4 protein-coding genes are annotated in these 4,492 nt (G+C 67.2%); 3 read left to right on the top strand and 1 reads right to left on the bottom strand.

The window, feature by feature from the left end; all coding sequences use genetic code 11:
• The first annotated feature begins 3 nt into the window (after window positions 1–3).
• The 3 genes from fumC (at window position 4) to DYI24_RS21890 (ending at window position 2,160) form a co-directional block, all read left to right on the top strand.
• Window positions 4–1,431, top strand: a complete 1,428-nt coding sequence (gene fumC / locus DYI24_RS21900; RefSeq protein ID WP_164573830.1) for a class II fumarate hydratase — start codon at window positions 4–6, stop codon at window positions 1,429–1,431.
• Window positions 1,432–1,696: 265 nt separating this feature from the next.
• On the top strand, window positions 1,697–1,885 hold the full coding sequence (locus DYI24_RS21895) for a DUF4169 family protein (RefSeq protein WP_107346670.1): 189 nt from the start codon (window positions 1,697–1,699) through the stop codon (window positions 1,883–1,885).
• Entirely contained in the window at window positions 1,882–2,160 is a 279-nt protein-coding gene (locus tag DYI24_RS21890) for a ribbon-helix-helix domain-containing protein (RefSeq protein WP_011159041.1), read from the top strand. Before DYI24_RS21895 ends, DYI24_RS21890 begins: the two co-directional genes overlap by 4 nt.
• A gap of 20 nt (window positions 2,161–2,180) precedes the next feature.
• Here DYI24_RS21890 and DYI24_RS21885 read toward each other — a convergent pair.
• Window positions 2,181–4,492, bottom strand: a 2,312-nt coding sequence (locus DYI24_RS21885; protein WP_164573829.1) for an AsmA family protein, incomplete at its 5' end; no start/stop codon positions are given.

Raw genomic sequence — 4,492 nt, 5'->3', positions numbered from 1 at the left:
ATCATGGCCCGCACGCCCCGCTCCCCCCGCCCCGCGCGTTCTGCTGCGACCCGAAGCGAGACCGACAGCTTCGGTCCGATCGATGTCGCCGCCGATCGTTACTGGGGCGCGCAGACCGAGCGTTCGCGGCAGAACTTCCGCATCGGCACCGAGCGGATGCCGATCGGCATCATCCGAGGATTGGCGATCGTCAAGCTGGCGGCGGCCGAGACCAACAAAGAACTCGGCCTGCTCGACAACCGCCGCGCCGGCGCGATCGTCCGCGCCGCACGCGAAGTGATCGACGGCACCCATGACGATCACTTCCCGCTGGTGGTGTGGCAGACCGGCTCCGGCACCCAGACCAATATGAACCTCAACGAGGTGATCGCCAACCGTGCCAACGAACTGCTCGGCGGCGAGCGCGGTTCGAAGAAGCCGGTGCATCCCAACGATCACGTCAACATGAGCCAGTCGTCGAACGACTCGTTCCCGACCGCCATGCATATCGCCGCTGCGCAGGCGATTACTTCGGACCTGATCCCGGCGCTGACGCTGTTGCACGACGCGCTGCGCAAGAAGGAGAAGGCGTTCGCCAAGATCGTCAAGATCGGGCGGACTCATACCCAGGACGCCACCCCGCTGACGCTGGGACAGGAGTTCTCGGGCTACGCGGCGCAGCTCGCCAGCAGCATCGCCCGGATCAAATCGGCGCTGAAGGAGCTGTATCCGCTGGCGCAGGGCGGCACCGCCGTCGGCACCGGGCTGAACACCCATCCGAAATTCGCCAAGGCGTTCGCCAAGCGGGCCGCCGCGATTACCAAGCTGCCGTTCGTCACGGCGCCGAACAAATTCGAAGCGCTCGCCGGCAACGACGCCTACGTGTTCGTGCACGGCGCGATCAACGCCGCCGCCACTGCGCTGTTCAAGATCGCCAATGACATCCGCCTGCTCGGCTCCGGCCCGCGCTCCGGCCTCGGCGAACTGATCCTGCCCGAGAACGAGCCCGGCTCGTCGATCATGCCCGGCAAGGTCAACCCGACGCAGTGCGAGGCGATGACCATGGTGTGCTGTCAGGTGTTCGGCAATCAGACCACGCTGACCGTCGCCGGCAGCCAGGGCCACTTCGAACTCAACGTCTACAAGCCGGTGATGGCGCAGGCGATGCTGCAGTCGATCGGGCTGCTGGCGGACGCGGCGCGTTCGTTCACCACCAACTGCGTCGACGGCATCCGCGCCGATGAGCAGCGGATTGGCGAACTGATGCAGCGCTCACTGATGCTGGTGACGGCGCTGGCGCCGACCATCGGCTACGACAACGCCGCCAAGATCGCCAAGGCAGCTCACCAGCGTGGTACGACCTTGAAGGAGGAAGCGGTGCGCTCTGGGCTGATCAGTGCGGTCGATTTTGACCGGCTGGTGCGACCGGACAAAATGACGCATCCGGGCTAGCCTCGCGGGATGCCCCGAGAGTCGTAAAAATGCCCTTTCGGAAATTGATGTAAATCATATCCCTTGCGCGCCCAGATTGGTCAACTTGCACTTGCGGCGGTGTGGTTCGGCGGCCTTATTCGATTTACGGAATAAGTGTTGAACCACATCCAAGCAGCGATATGGTTTTGTTCTTGATGGTGATCGAGCCTCTAATGGCTTCGTGCATTCGTGCCCGCCTGGCTGGCGACGCCCGTTGCCGATTTAATCGATGATGGGTGACGTTATGACCGACGTGGTCAATTTGAAACGCTTCAAGAAGCGAGCCGAGCGGGAAGCAGCCGCTAAACTCGCAGATGCCAATCGCGCACGATTTGGCAGGACCAAATCGCAGCGTGCGCTCGACCAACATCATGTCAGCCGCGCCAATCAACTGCTCGATCAACACATAATCGGTGGCGAGGACGCGTCATGAAATCGCCGGTGGTGAAACGGTCGATCGTGGTCGCGGGCCACAAGACCAGTGTCAGCCTCGAAGAAGCGTTCTGGAACGGCATGAAGGAAATCTCCAGCGTGCGGGACATGACTTTGTCCGAGCTCGTCGGAGAGATCGACAGCAATCGTCAGCAGGGTAACCTGTCCTCGGCGATCCGGCTGTTCGTGCTCGACTACTTCCGCAGCCGCGCCTTGCAGGCGCAGCAGCAGGCAGTGGCAGATACCAAGACCGAGAGCTCGCTGACAGCGCACTGATCGTTCGATCGGTGCGCTGATCAGTCGGTCGCCCTCGCATTCGGGGGCGACAACATCAGGGGCGGACGTGGCCGTGACGGGCGCGCGTCTCCTGGTGCAGGTTTGATCTCCAAAGGCGGCGGCAGTGGCGCGAGCTTTTCGCGCGATGTCGAAGGCGCAGCGGTCGATGCTTGCGGCTGAGATGACGTTTGCGGCTGAGGCTGCGACGGTTGTTGCGGCTGAGCGCGCGGCTTCGGTGTCACGCGGCGCGGATCGGCGTCCGGCAATGGCGGCGTGACCGGCGGTGCCGGGCTGATCGCAGCGCCCTGCCCGATGCCCGGAGCGGCCGGCTGTGGTGCAGCCTCGGGCACGGTTTTCGGCACGGCTTGAGGATTGCCCGATGGCGCGCGAGTCGTGGCCGGCACGGAGTCGGGCTTAGCCGGTCCGGCTGGCGGCGGCAGGCTTGAGGTCTGCGCCGGAGCGCGATCGGCCTTGGCTGGGGACTGAGTCGGTGCCGGCGGATCGGCCGCAGCGGCTGGTTTGCCGCCCTGTTCGAGCATCTGCAGCTTGCGGGTCTCGCGATCGATCCGGCGGATCGACAGCCACGACGACAATCCCGACAGATCGACAGACCACTCCATCCGGTCCGGCGGCCCGGCTGCGAAGATTCGAATCTCCGGCGGCAACTCCTGGGCCGGCTCGGCCTGAATCAGCGCGACCCGCAGATCGGCCTGCCCCGCCGCTACGTCGTAGCCGCCCGACACCACCGCGCGGGCGTCCTTGGCCTGCAGCGTGGTCGGCACCAACTTGAAGCGGCCGTCGCTGACACTGATCGGAAACTGCGCGCTGTCGACTTTCAGCGGCCCGGCCCTCAGCGCGGGCTCGACCAGCTTGGCCAGATGGTCGGCATCGACCGGCTGGCCCTGATCGGCGGCGCGGATCGCGACCACGAAGGCGCTCGGATCAAGCCCTGAGATCGCCGCCTGCGACAGCATCACGGTGCCGCCGCCGGACAGCGCGCCGGTGAGCGCCGAAGCGCTGCGGCCGCTGCTCGCCAGCGTGGCTTGCAGCGACAGCTTCCCTGGCGGCAGCGCGAGCGCGCCATCGCGCAGCGCCGCGGCGTCGGCATCCTTCAAGCTGAGCTGTGCATCGAGCGCCACCCCGGCGTCGACCGGTTTGGCGGTTAGCACCGCTTTGGCGTCACCGCCACCGAGCTTGCCGCTGCTGTCCAGCATCAGCGACCGCCCGTCGCTGCGGATCACCCCGCGCAGCGGCTGCAGCTCGCTGCCGCCCGGCAGCTCGGCCCGCACCGCCTGAAACGCAATCTTGCCCCGCCAGCCGCGCAGCCAGCCCTGCCCGAGCGGCTCGTCGGCGGGGCGTCCGGCGGCACCGAGCGAGAGCTGCAGTGCCGGTCCGAGCGGCAGCGTGTCGATCCCGGCTTCGCCGTCGAGTTCGGCCGTCTCGCCGCGGGTCAGCACCAGCCGGCCGCGCAGCCGCGAGCCGGCAATGCCGGCATCGATGTCCTTGAAGCTCCATTTGCTGCCGGCGACCGTCAGTTGCGTCGCCAGCGACAGCGGCGCATCGCTCGTGGCGGACGCCGGCAGATCGAGCAGCGGCGCCAGGTCGAGCTTGCGCGCGTTCAGCGACAGCGCCGCCTTGGTCTCGGCCGCGAACGGCTCGATCTCGCCGCTTGCCTCGGCGTCGAGTCGCGCCGCGGTCAGCTTGGCTTTGCCGCGCAGCGCGCCGCGCCATTTGCCGGTGCCAGAAGCTTGCAGCGTCGCCGCGCCATCCCCCGCGGCGATCACGCGGTCGAGCCCGAGCAACGTCATCAGCGCCTCGCCGCGCGGTGCCGACAACTCGCCGTCGAGCTTGAGCTCGCTTCGGCCCAGCGCATCGAGATCAAGCTTGCGCAGATCGGCAGCGGGCGGGCTCGCCTTCACGGTCAAACGGCCGCTGAGCTGTGGCGCGGTCAGTTCGAGCGAGCCGCTGGCCTCGACATGGTCGCTCGCCGTCCCAGCTTTCTCGGTCGAAACCGTGAGCTTGGCGCGCGTCTCGCCGGCCTCGGTAGGCAATGCCTTCCGCCGGGCCGCAACGGCCGGCGCGAACGGATCGATCGCCGCCGCGATCGGCCCCGGCGATGGCGCCCGCGCTGTGAGGCCCAATCGTCCGGCGGCGTTGTCACGATCGAGGGCGCCGTCGCCTTCCAGCAGCAATCCGGCGCTGGTGCCGAGCTTCAAACGGTCGAGCGCGAGCCGATGCGGATCATACGACAGCCGCACAGCCGCGGGCCGCCACACCTGTTCGCCGACGCTGAGCTTGCCGAGCTCGAGCGTGAGGCTGGCCTGCTCCGGCC

It is taken from the genome of Rhodopseudomonas sp. BR0C11 (assembly GCF_010820945.1).
Taxonomy (GTDB): domain Bacteria; phylum Pseudomonadota; class Alphaproteobacteria; order Rhizobiales; family Xanthobacteraceae; genus Rhodopseudomonas; species Rhodopseudomonas palustris_H.
Note: the sequence above shows the minus strand (reverse complement) of the source record. Positions and strands in the feature narration are given on the sequence as shown.

What these genes read in the sequence shown, in the direction of transcription:
- fumC (WP_164573830.1), top strand. Translation starts at nt 4, where the DNA reads ATGGCCCGCACGCCCCGCTCCCCCCGCCCCGCGCGTTCTGCTGCGACC.
- DYI24_RS21895 (WP_107346670.1), top strand. Translation starts at nt 1,697, where the DNA reads ATGACCGACGTGGTCAATTTGAAACGCTTCAAGAAGCGAGCCGAGCGG.
- DYI24_RS21890 (WP_011159041.1), top strand. Translation starts at nt 1,882, where the DNA reads ATGAAATCGCCGGTGGTGAAACGGTCGATCGTGGTCGCGGGCCACAAG.